This window comes from Xanthobacter autotrophicus ATCC 700552, assembly GCF_043194565.1.
GTDB lineage: Bacteria > Pseudomonadota > Alphaproteobacteria > Rhizobiales > Xanthobacteraceae > Xanthobacter > Xanthobacter autotrophicus_F.
The window spans coordinates 1-19225 of record NZ_JBAFVS010000016.1; the positions used below are offsets into that span (position 1 = coordinate 1).

Here is a 19225-nt window from a genome sequence, read left to right on the forward strand (position 1 = left end):
TTTCCGCAACCATCTTTGCCGGGTGGAGAGGCCGCAGCCCCCTGCCCTCCCCCGCACCGAAGCTGGATGCTTCCGGCTTCGGCTCTTGGAGAACCGAACTCGGCAACAGCCGAGTTCGGGCGGGAGAGGGTTCCCACCGGACCCGGCCACTCGGCCGGGGACGCGGAGAGATGGGCCCTCCGGTCAAGCCGGAGGGCGACGATGGTCAGAAGGAACCACGCCCCTATGGCTGAACGCGCAAGCAACGCCCTCCTCGCCGCCCTCGCCCGGCGCCTGATATCGCCGCCGCCGGTGCGCTTTCTCGCGCTGCTGGCCCTGTGCGGGGCGTATGTCCAGGGGGGCCTCACCAAGGCCCGCGACGTCGAGGGCATCCGCGCGGAAACGGCCCCGTGGCATGATCTCACCCCCGGCGCCTCCACCGGGACCAGCCTGCACGGGAGGGACCTGTGAGCGACACGACCCACGGCGCGCCATCCTCCGCCTCGCCTCCAGCCGCGCCTGCCGCCCCGCCTCCCGCGGCCGGCGGCGCCTTCGCGCCGTTGCGGCGGCCGGTGTTCGCCGTGCTGTGGGGCGCCACGGTGCTGGGCAACACCGGCAGCTTCATGCGCGACGTGGCCAGCGCCTGGCTCGTCACCGACCTGTCCGCCTCCCCGGCGGCGGTGGGCATGGTGCAGGCTGCCGCCATGCTGCCGGTGTTCCTGCTCGCCATTCCCGCCGGGGTGCTGTCCGATATCCTCGATCGCCGCCGCTTCCTCATCGGCATCCAGCTCGGCCTCGGGGCGGTGAGCGTGGCGCTCATGGCGCTGTCCATGAGCGGCCTGATGACCGTGACCTCGCTGGTGGCCCTCACCTTCCTCGGCGGCGTGGGCGCGGCGCTGATGGCGCCCACCTGGCAATCCATCGTGCCCGAATTGGTGCCGCGTCCCGAACTGAAGAGCGCGGTGGCGCTGAACTCGCTGGGCATCAACATCGCCCGCTCCATCGGCCCGGCGGTGGGCGGCCTGCTGCTGGCCTCCTTCGGCGCGGCGGTGACCTATGGCGCGGACGTGGCGAGCTATGGGCTCGTCATCGCCGCCCTGTGGTGGTGGCGGCGGGATGCGGGCGCGCAGGACGACTTGTCCGAGCACTTCACCGGCGCCTTCCGCGCCGGCCTGCGCTATGCCCGCGCCAGCCGCGAGCTGCATGTGGTGCTGCTGCGCGCGGTCTTTTTCTTCTTCTTCGCCAGCGCGGTGTGGGCGCTGCTGCCGCTAGTGGCGCGGGGGCTGCTGAAGGGGGACGCCGCCTATTACGGCGTGCTGCTGGGCGCGGTGGGGGCCGGCGCCATTGCCGGCGCCCTGCTGCTGCCGCGCCTGCGGGCCTTCGCCACCGCCGACGCCCTGGTGCTGGGCTCAGCCTTCGTCACCGCCGCCGCCACCGCGAGCCTTGCCTTCGCGCCGCCGCGCTGGCTTGCTCTGGTGGTGCTGCTGGCCATGGGCGGGGCGTGGATCATCGCCCTCACCACCCTCAACGCCACCGCCCAGTCCATCCTGCCCAATTGGGTGCGCGGACGGGCGCTGGCGGTCTATCTCACCGCCTTCAACGGCGCCATGGCCTGCGGCAGCATCACCTGGGGCCTGGTGGCGCAGGAGATCGGGCTGGCGGCGACGCTCGTGGTGTCGGGCGCCGGCCTTGCCGTGGCCGGGCTCATCCTCCACCGGGTGAAGCTGCCGGCGGGCGAGGCGGACCTTACCCCCGCCATGCACTGGCCCGAGCCCCTGCTCGCCACCCCCGTGGAGAATGACCGCGGGCCGGTGCTCATCCTCATCGAGTATCGCATCGCACCGGAGGACCGCCCGGCCTTCCTCGAAGCCCTGTACCGGCTCTCCGCCGCCCGGCGGCGCGACGGCGCCTATAATTGGGGCGTCACCGAGGATGCCGCCGACCCGTCGCTGATGGTGGAGTGGTTCATGGTGGAGTCCTGGGCCGAGCACCTGCGCCAGCATCGCCGTGTCTCCCATGCCGATGCCGACGTGCAGGCGGGCGTGCTGAAGTTCCACAAGGGGGACGTTCCGCCCCGCGCCCGCCACCTGATCGGAGTGGAACGCCCCGCCCGGTAAACGTATTATAGCACCACCAAACCGAACCTCATGCCGAAGTCCGGTCCTTCGCCGAGAGCTCTCCGGGGAATCGGGTGCCGATGGTGGCGAACATCATGAATCGCGCACCCCCGCAGGGACCCGCCCGGAGGCCGGGTCTCAGCGGCGGCCGACACCGCCGGCACCGGTTCAATATCCCCGGCCCTGCGGCAACGCGGCATCAACCACGCGGTGCACGGGCCCACTTGCGTATCGACGTGTGGCCGGTACGCAGCTATTGTCCCCGCGTTTTCTGGGAAATGTTTCGCCTGCCGGCGCGCACGCTGGCGGGGGAGACGGAAGGCCAGCCTGAGCGCTGTCCGCAAGCGGTATCCAGCCCGTGGCAAGGGTCCTGTCCCTGCCGCATCCCGGTGGACCCGAGCGGACGACGCCAGCAGAGCTCCCGAGCGGACGACAAGGAGCGGACCCGATGGATTTCGATCCGGTGACCCTCGCACGCATTCAGTTCGCTTTCACGGTATCCTTCCACATCATCTTCCCCGCCTTCACCATCGGGCTGTCCGCCTTCATCGCCACGCTGGAACTGATCTGGCTGAAGACCGGACGCGACGTGTACCACCGCCTCGCACGGTTCTGGACCAAGATCTTCGCCGTGTCCTTCGCCATGGGCGTGGTGTCCGGCATCGTGCTGTCCTACCAGTTCGGCACCAACTGGAGCCGCTACGCCGAGTTCGTCGGCTCGGTGGTGGCGCCGCTCATCGGCTTCGAGGTGCTCACCGCCTTCTTCCTGGAGGCCACCTTCCTCGGCATCATGCTGTTCGGCTGGAACCGGGTGCCGCCGTGGCTGCATGTGCTGTCGTGCTGCGTGGTGGCGTTCGGCACCTTCATGTCGGCCTTCTGGATCCTCGCCGCCAACAGCTGGATGCAGACCCCCGCCGGCTTCGAGCTGCGCGATGGCCTCGCCTATCCGCTGGACTGGCTGGAGATCATCTTTAACCCGAGCTTCCACTGGCGCCTGCCGCACATGCTGCTGGCGGCCTACCTCACCACCTCCCTCGTGGTGCTTTCGGTGGGCGCGCGCTACCTGCTGGCGGGCAAGTTCCCCGAGGAATCCCGGGTGATGATGGTGATGGGCATCGGCATGCTGGCCATCGTCGGGCCGATCCAGGCCTTCGTCGGCGACAGCCACGGCCTCAACACAGCCCATTACCAGCCGGCCAAGATCGCCGCCATCGAGGCCCACTGGGACAGCAAGGAGCCGGCCCCTCTCGTGCTGTTCGCCTGGCCCGACGAGAAGGCGGAGAAGAATCTCTACGAAATCTCCATCCCGCGCGGCGCCTCGCTGATGATCACCCACAGCCTGGACGGCCTGTTCCCGGGGCTGAAGGACTTCGCCCCGCAGGACCGCCCGCCGGTGCTCGGCCCGTTCTTCGGCTTCCGCGCCATGGTGGGCGTGGGCGTGGTGATGATCCTTCTGGGCTGGATCGGCGCATGGCTGATCTACCGGGATGAGGAAACCATCACCCGCTGGTACCTGCGCCTGTGCTCCTGGGCGTGGCCGCTGGGCTTCATCGCCATCCTGTCGGGCTGGGTCGTCACCGAGCAGGGCCGCCAGCCCTGGGTGGTGGACGGACTGTTGCGCACCGAGGATGCCATGTCGCCCCTTGCCGGCTGGACCATAGCGGTGACGCTGGTGCTGTTCCTGATCGTCTACGGCATCATCTTCGCCGCCGGCATCTATTTCATGAACCGCCTCATCACGCGCGGTCCCGGCGGCACGCTGATCGAGCCGCCCAGCACGGAGCGGCCTTCGCCGCTGGCCGCCGCCCAAGGCGAAGGCCAGATGACGCCGGGCACCTGAGCCCGACGCCGGAATACGCTCATCCCTTCAACCGACGCGTGAGAGGATCCAAGCCATGGAATGGTATCTCCCCGTCATCTGGGGCGTCATCATCGGCGTCGCGGTCATCATGTATGTGGTGCTCGACGGCTTCGACCTCGGCATCGGCATCCTCTTTCCGTTCGCGAAGGAGGAGCGCGAGCGCGACACCATGATGAATACGGTGGCGCCGTTCTGGGACGGCAACGAGACCTGGCTCATCCTCGGCGGCGGCGGCCTGTGGGTCGCCTTCCCCAAGGCCTATGCGGTGGTTATGCCGGCGCTCTACCTGCCCGTCATCATCATGCTGCTCGCCCTCGTGTTCCGCGGCGTCGCCTTCGAGTTCCGCTGGGTGGCCATGGGCAGCCGGCGCTGGTGGAATGCCGCCTTCGCCGGCGGATCGCTGGTGGCGGCCTTCTCTCAGGGGGTGATCCTGGGCGGGCTGCTGCAGGGCATCACGGTGAAGAACGGTGCCTTTGCCGGCGGCCCGCTGGACTGGGCGACGCCGTTCGCCGCCTTGTGCGGCATCGGCGTGGTACTGGGCTATGCGCTGCTCGGCGCCACCTGGCTGCTCATCAAGACCGACGGGGTGGTGGCGGAGCGGGCCCGCGCCCACGCCATCCCCCTGCTGCTGGCCGTGATGGCCATGATGGCCTTGGTGAGCCTGTGGACCCCGATCGCGTTCGAGCGCATCGCCACCCGCTGGTTTTCCCGGCCCAACATCTTCTTCCTCGCACCGGTGCCCATCGTCACCGTGTTTGTCGCCCTGGCCGTGCTGCACTGGCTGAAGTCGGGACGGGAAATGCTGCCCTTCTTCGGCACGGTGGGGCTGTTCGTGCTCGGCTTTCTCGGCCTTGCCATCTCCACCTTTCCCTATCTGGTGCCGCCGAGCCTCACCGTGTGGCAGACCGCCGCCGCCGCGCCGAGCCAGATCCTGATGCTGTTCGGCGTCATCTTCCTGCTGCCGGTGGTGCTGGGCTACATGGCGTTCGTGTACTGGATCTTCCGCGGCAAGGTGCGCGAGGGCGAGGGGTATCACTGAGGGCTTGGACTGAGGGCGGTTGCGCCGTCCTCAGTCCGCCTCTTCCAGTTCCCCAGCCACCGGAAACAGGGCGAGCTGCTGCTCGCGCACCGGGGCAAACGACCGGCGGTGGTGCAGGCAGGGGCCGTGGGCCTTCAGCGCCGTGCCGTGCTCCCGTGTGCCATAGCCCATGTGGCGCTCGAACCCGTAGGCGGGAAAGGCCGCGCCGAGGCCCGCCATCAGCCGGTCGCGGACCACCTTCGCAACGATGGACGCCGCCGCGATGGAGGCGATGAGGCCGTCGCCCCCCACGATTGCCTCGACCTCGCAGGCCACGTCAGGCGGATCATTGCCGTCCACCAGAAGGAACGCCGGCCGGCACGGCAGGCCCCGCACCGCGTTCGCGAGCGCCCAGAGCGTCGCCTGGCGGATGTTGTCGCGATCGATGCGCGCCGGCGGGGCGAGGGAAATGGCGACCTCGGCGGTGGCGCAGATCTCCAGGTAGAGCGCCTCGCGCTTCGCCCGCGTCAGCCGCTTCGAATCATCGAGCCCCTGCGGCACCCGTGCCGGATCCAGCACCACGGCCGCCGCCACCACGGGGCCGGCGAGCGGGCCGCGGCCCACCTCGTCGGCACCGGCCACCGGGGCGATCCCCCTGGCGTACAGCGCCTGCTCGCGGGAGAAGTCGAGCCCCACCCAGCCGGCCGTGACGGCCTTAGCCTTCGGCGGCCGTCCACGCGGCCTTGGCGCAGAACCGGGATCGATGGCCTGAGGTGGGGTTTTCGGGCGCGACGCCATGGGGAAAGCGAAACCCTGATCTGACGGTGAGCTGGCAATGAGCTGGCCGCCTTGGTTCGAAGCGTGGCCCGCGCGTCTTGATAGCATGGAACCCCGGGACGGGCTGGGCATTGCTGCCGTCACACTGTAAACCCATATTCAGGAACGCGTCCAAGGCGCCCCTCGGCGGTGTGGACGTGACCTGAGCGTGATCTGGCCAAGGCCGGGAATCCTGTGCGGGAGGCGCGCGATGCGTTGGGACGATTTCCGCTCCAGCGATAATGTGGAAGACCGGCGAGGCGGGGGCGGCGGGGGCTTCCAGATGCCCGGCGGCCGGGGCGGCCTCGGCATCGGCACCATCATCATCGTCGGCATTGTCGGCTGGGCGCTGGGCATCAATCCGGCCGTGCTCATCGGCGGGCTGGAGGCCATAAACGGCTTGGGCGGCGGCAGTGCCCCGCAGCAGCAGGCGGCGCCGAGCACCACCCCGCAGGGCGCGCCCAAGGATGAACTCGGCCGTTTCGCCGCCGCCGTGCTCGCCCAGACCGAGGACGTGTGGACCGAGCTGTTCCGCGCCGAAGGCAAGACCTATCAGGAGCCCAAGCTGGTGCTGTTCTCCGGCGCCACACGCTCGGCCTGCGGCGGCGCGCAGTCGGCCATGGGGCCGTTCTATTGCCCGCTCGACCAGAAGGTCTATCTCGACCTCTCCTTCTTCCAGGAGATGAAGACCCGCTTCAAGGCGCCGGGCGACTTCGCCGCCGCCTATGTCATCGCCCACGAGGTGGGCCACCATGTGGAAAACCTCATCGGCATCCTGCCCAAGGTGCAGCAGGCCCAAGCCCGCGCCACGTCGAAGGCGGAGGCGAACAACCTGTCCGTCCGCGTCGAGCTGATGGCGGATTGCCTCGCGGGGGTGTGGGCCTACCACGCCAATGCCCGCTTCCGCATTCTGGAGCAGGGCGACGTGGAAGAGGCGCTGAACGCCGCCAGCGCCATCGGCGACGACCGGCTGCAGAAGCAGTCCCAAGGCTATGCGGTACCCGACAGCTTCACCCACGGCTCTTCGCAGCAGCGGGTCAACTGGTTTACCCGCGGCCTGAAGGGCGGCTCCATGCAGCAGTGCAATAGCTTCTCCGGCCCAATCTGAGGGCGGCTGCAGCCGATTGCACCGTCAAGCGAATCAGCCCCGACGAATCAGCCCCCGACCGCGGTGGCGGCAGCGTCCGCCACCCCGCCCCTTGCCCCCCGCGCAGCATCTTTGGCGCCATGCGCCGGGGCGGGAGCGTGGCCTCATGCTCTTCCTCATGCTCTTCCTCATGCTCGGACGGGCGCGTGGGGCGTGGGGCGCGGCACCCGCGCCCGTCGCGGCTCCTGCCCGCCCGTCTCCCGCACCCGCTCTTGCCTCCTGCTCTTGCCTCCCGCGGCCAAGCATGCGAAGGACGGCCGATCGCACGGCGCCGCCGCGGAGGAACCCTTCGCGCGGGCCGTTCGGCGTCGGCCATTGAAACCTCTTGCAGCCTTCGCTATAGGGGCCGACAACTTCTTCCGAAGGGGCCATGCGGCCAGCCCTCGGCCCCGAACGCAGACCTTGCAGAATGCCCAAGGGCGTGATGCGCGGGCCGGCGGCGAGCAGAGCGGCCGAGCACACGAGAGGCGTCAGTCCATGTCTTCGACGTTCGACACGGTGGCCAGTATCATCGCGGAAACCTGCGATATTCCGCGGGACACCATCACGCCGGACAGCCACGCCATCGACGATCTGGGCATCGACAGCCTCGACTTCCTGGACATCGCCTTCGCCATCGACAAGGCGTTCGGCATCAAGCTGCCGCTGGAGCAGTGGACCCAGGAAGTCAACGACGGCAAGGCCACCACCGAGCAGTATTTCGTGCTCAAGAACCTGTGCGCCCGCATCGACGAGTTGGTCGCTGCGAAGGCCGCGTGAGGCGCCTAGATGCGTCCTGAAGTCTTCAAGATGATCGACCGGGTCGTCGCCATCGACCCGTCGCTCCAGAAGATCCACTGCCAGGGCCTGGTGCCGGAAGAGAGCTCCATCTTCGAGGGGCACTTTCCCGGCTATCCCATCATGCCCGGCGTGCTGCTCATCGAGGCCATGGCCCAGACCACCGGCTGGCTGGTGCTTGCGCGCAACCGCTTCAACAAGATGCCCTTCCTCGCCACCGTCAAGGAAGCGAAGCTGCGCACCTTCGTGCTGCCGGGGCAGAATCTCGACCTCTACTCCGAAATCCTCCACGAGGGCTCGGGCTTCGTCGTGGCGAAGACCCAGGCCACGCTCGAAGGCAAGCCCATCTGCTCCGCCGAGCTCACCTTCCGCGTGCTCCCCTGGCCGGAAGGCAAGATGAAGCCCGTGGTGATGAAGGTGGCCGAGCACGTCTCATTCCCCCTTGCGGACTATACCGATGCCTGACGCGAACGCTGGCCGGCGCCGGATCCACCGCGACGTGTGGATTACCGGCGTCGGCCTCGTCTCCTCCCTCGGGGAGGGGCTGGATGCCCATTGGGAAGCGCTCGCCTCCGGCGCCTCGCCGGCGACCGATACCACCACCTACGCGCCCTACGTGGTTCACCCGCTCGTCAAGGTGAACTTCGACACCCAGATCCCCAAGAAGGGCGACCAGCGGCAGATGGAGCCGTGGCAGCGCATCGGCACCTATGCGGCCGGCCTTGCCCTCGAGTCGGCGGGGATCGCCAAGAATACCGAGATCCTGTCCGAGACCGACATGATCGTCGCGGCCGGCGGCGGCGAGCGCGATTTTGCCGTGGATGCGTCGATCCTGAACGAGCTGTCCACGTCCAACGATCCCGGCCGGCTGCTCAACGAGCGCCTTCTGTCGGACCTGCGGCCGACCCTGTCGCTGGCTCAGTTGTCCAACCTGCTGGCCGGCAACATTTCCATCGTTCACGGCGTCACCGGCTCCTCCCGCACCTTCATGGGCGAGGAGAGCGCGGGGGTGGACGCGACCCGCGTCGCCTATTCCCGCATCGCCGCCGGGCAGAGCAAGATCGCCCTGGTGGGTGGCGCCTACAATGCCGAGCGCGAGGACACGCTGCTCCTCAACGACCTCGACAATTTCTGCCTGAAAGGCGACCTCAAGCCGGTCTTCGCCGCGTCGGGCATCGCCTCCGGCTCCATGGGCGCATTCCTGGTTCTGGAATCGCCGGAGCACGCCGCGGCGCGGGGGGCCAAGCCCATCGCCAAGCTGTCCGGCGTGTGGTCGGAACGGGCGAAGCGCGCGGTAGAAGGCGCCGTCGCCGAAAAGGTGAAGGCGCTGTTGGCCACCGCTGGAACGCCGGCCGGCACCGCTGTCATCTCCGGCGCCACCGGCGCCCATGATGCCACCGAGGCCGAGCGCGCGGCGCTGGCCGCCTCCGGCCTGCCGGTGCGCGCGGTGGCAAACCGCATGGGCCACGGCTTCGAGGCCCAGTTCATCGCCGGCCTGGCGCTGGCCGCCCTGTCCCTGTCGAAGGGCGCGCTGTTTCCGCCCCTCGCCGGCGATCCGCTGGAGCAGGCGGGCGACGCCGCCGAGCGTATCGTGGTGACGCAGGTGGGACACTGGCGCGGCGAAGGCGCGGGGCTGGTGGAGAAGGCGTGAAGCTTCAGCGGACCGCCATTTGCCCTGAGCGTTTTGCGGCGCCCGGGAGCGGTTCGTGCCCCCTCACTCATCGCCTGCCCGGCGGACCCAGTCCGCATGATGGCAACAAAAGCGGCGCGCTCAGGACGAGGGGCGAAGGACCGGAAGTACAGGACGAGGCACCCGCGCATTGTCCTTTCCGCAACCTTCAGCTTATTTTTCCGACCCGCCGGCACGGACGCCCGCGCAGCAGCGATTTGCGCGGGGCCGGGGGACACCATGGACGGCGCCTGGGGCGGGCGCGCTTCACTTAAAGGAGCCGCGAACATGACGCAGGCGCATCTGGACAAGTTCGGCCGCCCCATCGTGGTGGTGACGGGCATCGGCATCGTCACCTCCCTGGGCCAGGGCAAGGAAGACAACTGGCGCCGCCTCACCGCCGGCGAATCGGGCATTCACACCATCACGCGCTTCCCCATCGAGGGCATGCGCACCACCATCGCCGGCACGGTGGACTTCCTGTTCGACGGCCGCGTCGCCGCCCCGAACCTATCGGAAAAGCTGGCGACGCTGGCGGCGGAAGAGGCCATCGCCGAATCCGGCATCGGCTCGGAGGGGGATTTTCCCGGCCCGCTGTTTGCTGCCGTGCCTCCCGTGGAACTGGAATGGCCCGAGCGGCGGCAATTGGCCGATGCGGTGGGTCACTACCCCATCGTCTATCACGACCTGCTCGGCGCGGCGGCCTCCGGCAAGTTCCGCCCCTGGCACGAGCGCTTCCTGTTCGGCTCGGTGGCGGATCGGCTCGCCGACCGCTTCGGTACCCGCGGCCAGCCCATCTCGCTGTCCACCGCCTGTGCGTCGGGGGCAACCGCCATCCAGCTGGGCGTGGAGGCCATCCGCCGCGGCGAGACCGATGTGGCGCTCTCCCTCGGCACCGACGGCTCGGTGCACCCGGAAGCACTCATCCGCTTCTCCCTGCTCTCGGCGCTGACCACCGCCAACGACAATCCGGAGGGCGCCGCCCGCCCCTTCGCCAAGAATCGCGACGGCTTCGTCATGGCCGAGGGCGCCGCTGCCCTGGTGCTGGAGAGCTATGAGCATGCGGTGGCGCGCGGGGCGAAGATCCTCGGCGTGCTGGAAGGCTGCGGCGAGATGGCGGACAATTTCCACCGCACCCGCTCCAGCCCCGACGGCCGCCCCATCATCGGCTGCATGACCAATGCCTTCGCCGACGCGGGCGTGACCCCTGACGACGTGGACTACATCAACGCCCACGGCACCTCGACGCCGGAAAACGACCGCATGGAATATGTGGGCATGAAGGCGGTGTTCGGCGACGAGAAGCTGGCGCAGACCCCCATCTCGTCCAACAAATCCATGATCGGCCACACGCTGACGGCGGCGGGCGCCATCGAGGCGGCGGTCTCGCTGCTCACCATCGCCAATGGGCGCATCCCGCCGACCATCAACTACAACATCCCGGACCCGGCCATTCCCCTCGACGTGGTGCCCAACGTGGCGCGCGACGCCACGGTCCGGCGGGTGATCTCCAACTCCTTCGGCTTCGGCGGACAGAATGTCTGCCTGGTGCTGGCGGGGGAGCCGGCGTGAGGGTGCAACGCACCGGTCGCTCCCTCTCCCGCTTGCGGGGGAGGGCTGGGGTGGGGGCACGTCTCTCCGCCTGCGCCAGCCTTTCGCGTTTTGGGCGAGACATACTGCTCTGCCCCCTCCCTAGCCCTCCCCCGCAAGCGGGAGAGGGAACAGTGCAGTGATGGCCTCCAGCAAGCCCATCCTCGTCACCGGCGGCGGGCGCGGCCTTGGCGCCGCCATCGTGCGCGCGCTGGTGGCGGCGGGATATCCCGTCACCTTCACCTACCGTTCGGCCGTTGCCGAGGCGCAGGCGCTGGTGGACGAGATCCGCGTCGCGCACCCGGATGCCATCCTTTCCGCCCGCGCCCTGGACCTTGCCGACCGCGCCGCGGTGGAGACGTTCGCCGAGGAGCTGGAGGCGGGGGAGACGCTCTACGGCCTGTGCCACAATGCCGGCGCCTCCTACGACACCCTCGCCGCCATGATCGACCAGGACAAGGCCGAGGCGGTGATGCAGGTGAACCATTTCGCCTTCGTGCGCCTTGCCCGCGCGGTGGTGCGGCCCATGACGCGGGCGAAGGCGGGGCGTATCGTCGCCATCGGCTCGGTGGCAGCGCTCCAGGCCAACCAGGGCAATGCCGCCTATGCCGCCTCCAAGGCGGCGCTGCTCGCCCATGTGCGCGGCCTCGCCATCGAGACCGCCCGGCGCGGGGTGACGGTGAATTATGTGGCCCCCGGCTTCATCGACACCGCCATGCTGGAAAAATTCGCCGACTATCGCGCCAAGATGGAGGCGCAGATCCCCGCCGGCCGCTTCGCGACGCCCGATGACGTGGCGCAGGTGGTGGCCTTCCTCTTCTCCCCCGGCGCGGGCTATATGACCGGCGCCATATTGCCGGTGGATGGCGGGCTCTCCGCCTCGCTCGCCGCCCACCGCTGACCCAACTTCCGAGATTAAAAAGAATGCGTGGCCTCCAGCTCGTCTCCGACCGCAGCCTCGAACTCGTCGACCTGCCCGAACCCGACGCCCCCGGCGCCGGCGAGGTGCAGATCCGCGTCAAGGCGCTGGCGCTCAACCATATCGACGTGTGGGGCTGGCGCGGCATGGCGTTCGCCAAGCGCAAGATGCCCCTCGTGGTGGGTGCGGAGGCCGCCGGCGAGATCGTGGCGCTGGGCGCGGACGTGCGCGGCCTGAAGGTGGGCCAGACGGTGGCCATGTACGGCGCCATGACCTGCGGCCACTGCGTCAACTGCCTGAAGGGCCGCGATAATCTTTGCCAGAACGTGGGCGGCGTGCTGGGCTTCCACATCGACGGATTCGCCCGCGACGTGGTCAACATGCCCGAGCGGCTGGTGATCCCGGCGCCCCAGGGCGTCTCCTTCGAGGACGCGGCCTGCGCCGGCATCACCTTCTCCACCGTCGAGCACATGCTGTTCGACAATGCGCAGCTGGAGACCGGCGAGACCGTGCTGGTGCATGCCGGCGGCTCGGGCATCGGCTCCGCCGCCATTCGCCTGGCCAAGGACGTGGGCGCCACCGTCATCACCACGGTCGGCGACGACGAGAAGATGGCGAAGGCTCTGGCGTTGGGCGCCGACCATGTCATCAATTATCGCAAGGACCGCTTCGAGCACGAGGTCCGCAAGATCACCAAGAAGGTGGGCGTGGACGTGGTGTTCGAGCATGTGGGCGCCGACACCTGGAACGCCTCGCTCCTGTCCATGAAACCCGGCGCGCGGCTTGTCACCTGCGGCTCCACCTCCGGCGTCAGCGTGCAGATGAATTTGATGCAGCTGTTCCAGCGCCAGTACAAGATTTTCGGCTCGTTCGGTGCCACCATCCGCAACGTGTCGGAAGGCCTTGCGAAGATGGGCCGCGGCATCAAGCCGGTGATCGACACCGTGGTGCCGCTGGAAAACTTCAACGACGGCCTGGAGCGGCTGGAAAGCCGCAAGGTCTTCGGCAAGATCGTGGTGAAGTTCTAAGGGTTGGCGCGGCGCCCGGCCGTGACCCGCCTCCCCCATTCCGTCCGCCGCCTGCTGTTCCGGCTGCGCCTTGCGCTGCAGCCGGTGGTGGAGGCGCTGGTGGGCGGCTATGTGCGCTTCTCCATCTGGTGGCTGCGCCTGTGGCCGCTGTGGCTTTCCGCCGGAGGCATGGCCTTCTGGGCGCGCACGTTCGGCCCCTTCTTCGCGGTCAGCAAGGTGGCGCGGCGCAACCTCACGGCCGCCTATCCGGAGAAGAGCAAGGACGAGATCAGCGCCCTCGTGCGCGGGGTCTGGGCCAACATGGGCCGCCTCACCGCCGAATTCGCCCAGCAGGACCGCCTGTGGGACTACGACCCCACCCGGCCCGGTGAAGGCCGCGTGGAAGTGGTGGGCGCCGAGATCTTCCAGCGCCTGCGCGGCGACGGACGCCCGGCCCTGTTCTTCACCGCCCATACCGGCAACTGGGAAATGTGCGCCATCGCCGGCGCCAAGTTCGATGTGCCCGGCGGCGTGCTCTATCGCGCACCCAACAATAAAAAGGCGGCCGCGCTGATCGAGGAGATGCGCTCCGGCACCATGCCGGGCCTCATCCGCGCCGGCCGCGACGCCGGCCGCCAGATGGCGCGCATGCTGGCCGAGGGGCAGCACCTGGGCATGCTGGTCGACCAGTATTGGACCGGCGGGCCGCAGGTGACTTTTTTCGGCCGGCCCTGCGCCACCAACCCGACGCTGGCGCGCCTCGCCCGGCAGTTCGATTGCCCGGTGCACGGCATGCGCGTCATCCGCCTGCCCGGCGCGCGCTTCCGCGTGGAGATCACGCAAGAGATCGCCCTGCCCCGCGATGCCGAAGGCAAGATCGACGTGGTGGGCGCCATGCAGACCGTCACCGGCGTGATCGAGGGCTGGGTGCGCGAATATCCCGACCAGTGGCTGTGGCTCCACCGCCGCTGGCGGTGAGGCCCGGCGCCCCGATGCAGACAGGAGAGTTGGCCGCAACCCTTGCCCCGGCTGCAGCGATCCTATAAAGCCGCGCTTTCCGTTTTAAGGGATCTTGTGGGATGAGCACGGCTGATGTTGCCGTCATCATGGGCAGCCAGTCCGATTGGGAGACCATGCGCCACGCGGCCGAGACGCTGGAAGCGCTGAAGATCCCGCACGACAGCCGCATCGTCTCCGCCCATCGGACGCCCGAGCGCATGTACGCCTTCGCCCGCAGCGCGAAGGCGGACGGCTTCAAGGTGATCATCGCCGGAGCAGGCGGCGCGGCCCACCTGCCCGGCATGGTGGCAGCGCTCACCACGCTCCCCGTCTTCGGCGTGCCGGTGCAGTCCAAAGCCCTGTCCGGCCTCGACAGTCTCTATTCCATCGTCCAGATGCCGGCGGGCGTGCCGGTGGGAACGCTCGCCATCGGCGTCGCCGGCGCGACCAATGCGGCGCTGCTCGCCGCCTCGGTGCTGGCGCTTTCGGACCCGGCCCTGTCCGCGCGCCTCGAAGCCTGGCGCGCGGCGCGCACCGGGGCGGTGGCGGAACGGCCGGCCTGAGCCATGCTGAAACCCGGCAGCGTCATCGGCATCCTCGGCGGCGGCCAGCTCGGTCGCATGATCGCGCTCGCGGCGGCGGAGCTCGGCCTGAAGACGCACATCCTGTGCCCCGACAAGGACAGCCCCGCCTTCCATGTGAGCGAGCGCCACATCTGCGCGCCCTATGACGATTTCGCGGCGCTGGAGCGCTTCGCGGCGGGCGTGGACGTGGTGACCTACGAATTCGAGAACGTGCCGCTCGCCACCGCCGAGTTCCTCGCCGCCCGGGTGCCCCTGAAGCCGGGGGCGAAGGCACTCGCCATCACCCAGGACCGGCTGGCGGAAAAGAGCTTCGTGCGCGACCTCGGCATCGAGACCGCCCCGTTCGCCGCGGTGGACGATCTCGCCAGCCTTGAGGCGGGGGTAGCGGCCCTTGGCCTTCCGGCGGTGCTGAAGACCCGCCGCTTCGGCTATGACGGCAAGGGCCAGGTGATGATCCGCCCGGATGAGGACCTCACCGCGGCCTGGCACGCGCTGGGCCGGCAGAGCGCGATCCTGGAAGGCTTCGTCGCCTTCGAGCGCGAGGTCTCGGTGGTGGCGGCGCGGCGGGCGGATGGCGCCTTCTGCGCCTTCGACGTGACCGAGAACGTGCACCGCGAGCACATCCTGCACTCCTCCACCGTGCCCGCCACCCTGTCGGCCGGCGCAGCGCGGCAGGCCCGCTCCATCGCCCGCGCCATCGGCGATGCCCTCGATTATGAGGGCGTGTTCGCGGTGGAGCTGTTCGTGGTCGGCTGCGGCGGACCGGAACGGGTGATCGTCAACGAGATCGCCCCGCGCGTGCACAATAGCGGGCACTGGACCCAGGACGGCGCCGTGACCTCCCAGTTCGAGCAGCATGTGCGCGCCATCGCCGGCTGGCCGCTGGGTGAGGTCGCGCGCATCGGCCGGGTTGAGATGACCAACCTCATCGGCGCCGACGTGCATGACTGGCAGGCCCTGCTCGCCGAGCCCGGCGCCCACGTCCACCTCTATGGCAAGGACGAGGCCCGCGCCGGCCGCAAGATGGGCCACGTGGTGCGGGTGCGCCGCGATCCGGAAGCCTGCACCAACATTCCCGACGGCGATTGCTAGAGCACGCCTTGTCCGATCAGATTGCATCGCGATCCGATCGGACAACGCGTTCTCGAGAGCTTTTTTCGAGCGAGGCGGAGACCAGCGCGCCACCTGTCGCAGTCCTGTCATCACACAGCACCACTATACCGCTTCAAGCTTGACCATTCGAAACCTGAGGCGAATCGCCATGGCGACGAGGGGCTCGCCATCGGGCATATCTGCCCAACTCGGATTCATTACTATAATACCATATTGGTTCGGGGAATGCAGGTGGCCCAGGATCGCTTCAAGGAGTGGCTGCGCGAGCTGGCGCGGCACATGGCCCGGACGGGCCGCTATGGCAGCTGGCGTCTGATCCAGATCGAGCTGCGGTTCATGCAGGGCATCCGGGAGGCGGCCAACTGCTTCGCCGATTCCGAGATCCGGACGGAGCTGGACGCCCTTTGCCGCGAGGCACAGAAGCAGGCCGCCCGGGCCATCGTGCTGCCTGGGCTGGAGCCATCCACCGATTCCGCCTTCGCCACCGCCCGGTGATCGCGTCTTCCCGGACCCGGTAGACCGCTTCGACCGGCCGCAGCGAAGATGAGCCGACACAAGGCCCCGCCTCGCTTTTCCAGCGCATATGGCATGTGGACAAGGTTCAGGGCTTCTGATAAGAGAGCAGCCTTCCGGATGAGCTGAAGTCGAGCGAAAGGCTCGGGCTTCCCCGGTCCGGGTGTTCAGATCATGGTTGGCCAGATCACGGCTTGCTGGGCTCGGCGCAACAGCTCGAAGAGGTAAACACGTGCAAGTTCTCGTCCGCGACAACAATGTTGATCAAGCCCTCAAGGCGCTCAAGAAGAAGATGCAGCGCGAGGGGATCTTCCGCGAGATGAAGCTGCGTGGCCACTACGAGAAGCCGTCCGAGAAGCGCGCCCGCGAGGAGGCCGAGGCCATCCGCCGCGCCCGCAAGCTTGCCCGCAAGCGCGCCCAGCGCGAGGGCCTCATCCCCTCCAAGCCGCGCCCGACCCGCTGATCCGGCGGAGCGCCGGCCGACGCTGAACCAGCACGGCGCAGGTGCCTCCAGGTTTTGTGCCGTTTCACACGTTTGAGCCGTTTCAACCGCGCGTGCGGCCACGCGCGGATTGCGCTTAGGTGATGTCCGGACCAGCCCGTGATCCCCGAGCGGAACGATGATCGCGCCGTGCCAAGACGGTGCTGACGCCTGCAGACGCCCCGCCCCCTTGCCCGCCCCCCTTGCCCGCCCCACCCCGCTTTCATGACCCTCGCGCATCCTGTGGAGCGCGCCAGCCGGTCTGGCACGTTCTCTTTCCAAGTTTTTGAGCCCGATCCGATCAGAGTGATTCAATCTGATCCGGTCGCGCTCTAGAGTAGCCATTCCGCGGCGGGGCGGCGGGGACGCGAGCGTGGTTGGCGCCGCGGTCAGGGGGAGAGGCTCATGTTTGCGCGTGTGGTCGCGGTCGAACCCTTCGACATCATCGTGTTCGGCGCCACCGGCGATCTGGCGCGGCGCAAGCTGCTCCCGGCCCTGTTCGAGCGCGATCTCGCCGGCCAGATGCCCGACGAGGCGCGCATCATCGGCGTATCCCGGCGCCCCATGGAGCGGGCGGCCTTCCAGGACTTCGCCCGAGACGCGGTGGAAACGTCCGACGGCATCGAGGAGGCCCGCCCCGCCCGCCTCGCGCGTTTCCTGAACCGGCTCGATTATGTGGCCGTGGATGCCCAATCCGACGCGGGTTGGGCAGACCTCGCCCGCCTGCTGGAGGAGGGGCGCGAGCATGTCCGGGTGCTCTACCTCGCCGTGGGGCCGGACCTGTTCGACCCCATCTGCGCGCGCATCGGCGCCCACGGCATCGTCACCGACACCACCCGCGTGGTGGTGGAAAAGCCGGTGGGCAAGGACCTCGCCTCGGCGCTGAAGGTGAACGCCGCCGTCGGCAAGGTCTTCCGCGAGGAAGCGGTGTTCCGCATCGATCATTATCTGGGCAAGGAGACGGTGCAGAACTTGATGGCGCTGCGCTTCGCCAACGCCCTGTTCGAGCCGGTGTGGAACAATGCCCATGTCGACCACGTGCAGATCACCGTCGCCGAGAGCATCGGCACCGCCGGCCGCGCCGGTTACTACGACACGGCCGGCGCCCTGCGCGACATGGTGCAGAACCACATCCTCCAATTGCTCTGCCTGGTCGCCATGGAGCCACCGGTGTCGCTGGACGCGGATGCGGTGCGCGACGAGAAGCTGAAAGTGCTCAAGGCCCTGCGGCCTATCGACGAGAGCAATGCCGCGCTGCTCACCGTGCGCGGCCAATATCGCGCCGGCGCCTCGGCGGGCGGGGCGGTGCCGGGCTATCTGGAAGAGCTGGGCTCTTCGACCTCGCAGACCGAGACCTTCGTGGCGCTGAAGGCGGAGATCGGCAACTGGCGCTGGTCCGGCGTGCCGTTCTACCTGCGCACCGGCAAGCGGCTGGCCTCGCGGGTGTCCGAGATCGTGGTGGCGTTCCGGCCCATCCCCCATTCGGTGTTCGATGGAGAGGCGGGTCCCATCATGCCCAACCGCCTGGTCATGCGCCTCCAGCCCGACGAGGGTGTGAGGCTCTGGCTGATGATCAAGGACCCCGGCCCCGGCGGCATGCGGCTGCAGCATGTGCCCCTCGACATGAGCTTTGCCAGCGTGTTCGGGGTGCGCAACGCCGACGCCTATGAACGCCTCATCATGGACGTGGTGCGCGGCAACCAGACCCTGTTCATGCGCCGCGACGAGGTGGAGGCGGCCTGGCACTGGATCGACCCCATCCTTGATGCCTGGCGAACCTCCCGCGAGCCGCCGAAACCCTACACCGCCGGCACCTGGGGTCCCTCCGCCGCCATCGCCCTCATCGAGCGGGACGGACGGACCTGGACCGATGATGCCTGAGGCCCCCAATTCAGAGCCTGCCATGACACCGCCCGCCCTCCCCTTCGCCCTCGCCGCCTATGATGATCCCGCCGCCCTCGCCCGCGCTTTGGCGGCGCATGTGGCGGAGGCGCTGCGTGCCCGCATCGCCCGCGACGGGTCGGCGAGCCTTGCCGTCTCCGGTGGCCGCACGCCGACGCGCTTTCTCGAGACCCTGTCCGGCGCCCCGCTGGACTGGAGCCGCATCTGCGTCACCCTGGTGGACGAGCGCTGGGTGCCCGAGACATCGGACCGCTCCAACGCGGCCCTGGTGCGGCGCCATCTGCTGAAAGGCCCGGCCGCTGCCGCCCGGTTCGTGCCGCTCTTCACCGGCGCGCCGACGCCGGAAGACGGCCTTGCGGACGCCGAGGCCGCCGCCGCCGCCCTGCCCGCCCCGTTCGCCGCCGTGGTCCTGGGCATGGGGGATGACGGGCACACCGCCTCCTTCTTCCCCGGCGCCCAGGCGCTCGCCGCCGCCACCGATCCGGCCGGCACGGCGCGCCTTATCGCGGTGCGGGCCGAAGGGGCCGGCGAGCCGCGCATCACCTTCACCCTGCCGCCCCTCGTCGCGGCCGACCTGCTGCTGTTGCACATCGAGGGCGCCACCAAGCGCGCGGTGCTGGAGCAGGCGGCGGCCGGCGGCGACGTGGCGCAATGGCCCATCCGGGCCGTGCTGGGCAACGCCCGTACGCCGCTCGACGTGCTCTGGTGCCCCTGACGCCCGCGCCCCGAAGGC

The 19225-nt window shown here is 68.9% G+C and carries 19 protein-coding genes; 18 read left to right on the forward strand and 1 reads right to left on the reverse strand.

Annotation, left to right across the window (positions count from 1 at the left end):
• The first annotated feature begins 225 nt into the window (after positions 1-225).
• From V5F48_RS16570 to cydB, 4 genes are all read left to right on the forward strand, one after another.
• Positions 226-450 (forward strand): hypothetical protein, encoded by a 225-nt coding sequence (locus V5F48_RS16570; protein ID WP_394259593.1) that lies wholly within the window; start codon positions 226-228, stop codon positions 448-450.
• The gene (locus V5F48_RS16575; RefSeq protein ID WP_394259594.1) at positions 447-2096 is read left to right on the forward strand and encodes an MFS transporter; all 1650 of its coding nucleotides are present in this window, start codon (positions 447-449) and stop codon (positions 2094-2096) included. Before V5F48_RS16570 ends, V5F48_RS16575 begins: the two co-directional genes overlap by 4 nt.
• Before the next feature lie 448 nt (positions 2097-2544).
• The gene (locus tag V5F48_RS16580) at positions 2545-3936 is read left to right on the forward strand and encodes a cytochrome ubiquinol oxidase subunit I (protein ID WP_394259595.1); all 1392 of its coding nucleotides are present in this window, start codon (positions 2545-2547) and stop codon (positions 3934-3936) included.
• Positions 3937-3991: 55 nt separating this feature from the next.
• On the forward strand, positions 3992-4996 hold the full coding sequence (gene cydB, locus V5F48_RS16585; RefSeq protein ID WP_394259596.1) for a cytochrome d ubiquinol oxidase subunit II: 1005 nt from the start codon (positions 3992-3994) through the stop codon (positions 4994-4996).
• 30 nt (positions 4997-5026) lie between these two features.
• Here cydB and V5F48_RS16590 read toward each other — a convergent pair whose 3' ends face one another.
• Positions 5027-5773, reverse strand: a complete 747-nt coding sequence (locus V5F48_RS16590; protein ID WP_394259597.1) for a ribonuclease HII — start codon at positions 5771-5773, stop codon at positions 5027-5029.
• A gap of 229 nt (positions 5774-6002) precedes the next feature.
• Between V5F48_RS16590 and ypfJ the strand changes: the two genes are divergently transcribed.
• The 14 genes from ypfJ to pgl all read left to right on the forward strand — a co-directional run bounded on the left by ypfJ (position 6003) and on the right by pgl (position 19207).
• Positions 6003-6899, forward strand: coding sequence for a KPN_02809 family neutral zinc metallopeptidase (gene ypfJ / locus V5F48_RS16595; protein WP_394108500.1), 897 nt, complete (start codon positions 6003-6005; stop codon positions 6897-6899).
• A gap of 516 nt (positions 6900-7415) precedes the next feature.
• The gene (locus V5F48_RS16600) at positions 7416-7697 is read left to right on the forward strand and encodes an acyl carrier protein (RefSeq protein ID WP_138399461.1); all 282 of its coding nucleotides are present in this window, start codon (positions 7416-7418) and stop codon (positions 7695-7697) included.
• 9 nt (positions 7698-7706) lie between these two features.
• Positions 7707-8180 carry a 3-hydroxyacyl-ACP dehydratase FabZ family protein gene (locus V5F48_RS16605; RefSeq protein ID WP_394108501.1) on the forward strand — a complete coding sequence of 158 codons (474 nt, stop codon included), beginning with the start codon at positions 7707-7709 and terminating at the stop codon, positions 8178-8180.
• On the forward strand, positions 8173-9366 hold the full coding sequence (locus tag V5F48_RS16610) for a beta-ketoacyl-ACP synthase (RefSeq protein ID WP_394259598.1): 1194 nt from the start codon (positions 8173-8175) through the stop codon (positions 9364-9366). The genes V5F48_RS16605 and V5F48_RS16610 overlap by 8 nt, the downstream gene beginning before the upstream one ends.
• A gap of 306 nt (positions 9367-9672) precedes the next feature.
• Positions 9673-10956, forward strand: a complete 1284-nt coding sequence (locus V5F48_RS16615) for a beta-ketoacyl-ACP synthase (RefSeq protein ID WP_394259599.1) — start codon at positions 9673-9675, stop codon at positions 10954-10956.
• A 160-nt stretch (positions 10957-11116) separates the two neighbouring features.
• Positions 11117-11875, forward strand: coding sequence for an SDR family NAD(P)-dependent oxidoreductase (locus tag V5F48_RS16620; protein WP_394259600.1), 759 nt, complete (start codon positions 11117-11119; stop codon positions 11873-11875).
• A 23-nt stretch (positions 11876-11898) separates the two neighbouring features.
• Positions 11899-12921 carry a zinc-binding dehydrogenase gene (locus tag V5F48_RS16625; protein ID WP_394259601.1) on the forward strand — a complete coding sequence of 341 codons (1023 nt, stop codon included), beginning with the start codon at positions 11899-11901 and terminating at the stop codon, positions 12919-12921.
• A 21-nt stretch (positions 12922-12942) separates the two neighbouring features.
• Positions 12943-13878: a lipid A biosynthesis lauroyl acyltransferase gene (locus V5F48_RS16630; protein WP_394259602.1), complete on the forward strand. Its 936-nt coding sequence runs from the start codon at positions 12943-12945 to the stop codon at positions 13876-13878.
• A 101-nt stretch (positions 13879-13979) separates the two neighbouring features.
• The gene (gene purE, locus V5F48_RS16635; RefSeq protein WP_394108507.1) at positions 13980-14462 is read left to right on the forward strand and encodes a 5-(carboxyamino)imidazole ribonucleotide mutase; all 483 of its coding nucleotides are present in this window, start codon (positions 13980-13982) and stop codon (positions 14460-14462) included.
• Positions 14463-14465: 3 nt separating this feature from the next.
• On the forward strand, positions 14466-15575 hold the full coding sequence (locus V5F48_RS16640) for a 5-(carboxyamino)imidazole ribonucleotide synthase (RefSeq protein ID WP_394259603.1): 1110 nt from the start codon (positions 14466-14468) through the stop codon (positions 15573-15575).
• Between the two features lie 246 nt (positions 15576-15821).
• Positions 15822-16091 carry a hypothetical protein gene (locus V5F48_RS16645; RefSeq protein ID WP_394108509.1) on the forward strand — a complete coding sequence of 90 codons (270 nt, stop codon included), beginning with the start codon at positions 15822-15824 and terminating at the stop codon, positions 16089-16091.
• Positions 16092-16341: 250 nt separating this feature from the next.
• A complete protein-coding gene (gene rpsU, locus V5F48_RS16650) occupies positions 16342-16572 on the forward strand; it encodes a 30S ribosomal protein S21 (protein ID WP_012113273.1) in 231 nt (76 codons plus the stop codon).
• Positions 16573-16995: 423 nt separating this feature from the next.
• Positions 16996-18471, forward strand: coding sequence for a glucose-6-phosphate dehydrogenase (gene zwf / locus V5F48_RS16655; protein WP_394259604.1), 1476 nt, complete (start codon positions 16996-16998; stop codon positions 18469-18471).
• A gap of 22 nt (positions 18472-18493) precedes the next feature.
• On the forward strand, positions 18494-19207 hold the full coding sequence (gene pgl, locus V5F48_RS16660; protein ID WP_394259605.1) for a 6-phosphogluconolactonase: 714 nt from the start codon (positions 18494-18496) through the stop codon (positions 19205-19207).
• Positions 19208-19225: the final 18 nt, after the last annotated feature.